The sequence below is a fragment of the Bradyrhizobium australafricanum genome (assembly GCF_020329495.1).
GTDB lineage: Bacteria > Pseudomonadota > Alphaproteobacteria > Rhizobiales > Xanthobacteraceae > Bradyrhizobium > Bradyrhizobium australafricanum.
Genome location: NZ_JAGKJL010000211.1, coordinates 1 through 659, shown reverse-complemented (window position 1 = coordinate 659; position 659 = coordinate 1). Strand labels below are relative to the sequence as shown.

General features: G+C 56.9%; 2 pseudogenes. One reads left to right on the top strand and one right to left on the bottom strand.

The window, feature by feature from the left end:
• Nucleotides 1-368 (top strand): annotated as a pseudogene (locus J6525_RS46620) (IS630 family transposase); the annotation flags it as partial.
• A gap of 40 nt (nt 369-408) precedes the next feature.
• Here the strand turns inward: J6525_RS46620 and J6525_RS46615 are convergent.
• Nucleotides 409-659: pseudogene (locus J6525_RS46615) on the bottom strand (hypothetical protein); the annotation flags it as partial.

Sequence of the window (659 nt, the reverse complement as noted above, 5' to 3'; positions counted from 1 at the left end):
GTTCGATTGCAGAGGCGCTTCAGATCAGCCCGTCCTGTGTAACGAAGTGGAAGAATCTGAGACGGGAGACTGGGGGCGTTTCGCCCGGCAAGATCGGCGGTCACAAGAAGCCGGTTCTGTCCGGTGCCAATGCTGATTGGCTGCGTAAGCGCGTTCTCTCGGGACCATTCACTTTGCGGAAGCTGACACAGGAACTGGCGGCGCGCGGGATCAAGACAGATGTGCGGGCGGTGTGGACGTTTGTGCATGCCGAAGGGCTGAGCTTCAAAAAAAAACGATCCTGCCAGTCGAACATGATCGTCCCGACATCGCCCGTAAGCGGACACGCTGGAAGGCCCATCAAGGCAAGATTGACGCTGCACGCCTGATCTTTATCGACGAGAGTGTGCTGCAGACAGCGGAAGGAGTTCAACATGAACTAAGACCGATGGTGAAGCTGCGGGAAAGATGGGGGCTGGCCCCCGTTCTCCAGCACGGAGTTTGAATCAGAAATCGCTCCCGCTGGGAATCCCGATTCTGCGAAAAAACAACATGCTCTAGTGTTGCTCGCTTGTTCACCGACAACTTGTCGAGATTTTGCTGTCGCCAACGCACGGCAGGAAGTTCGGCGGCCTTCGGTAATCCCAGCAGGTTCCAGTCGGGTTCGCCTCGTTCGAACG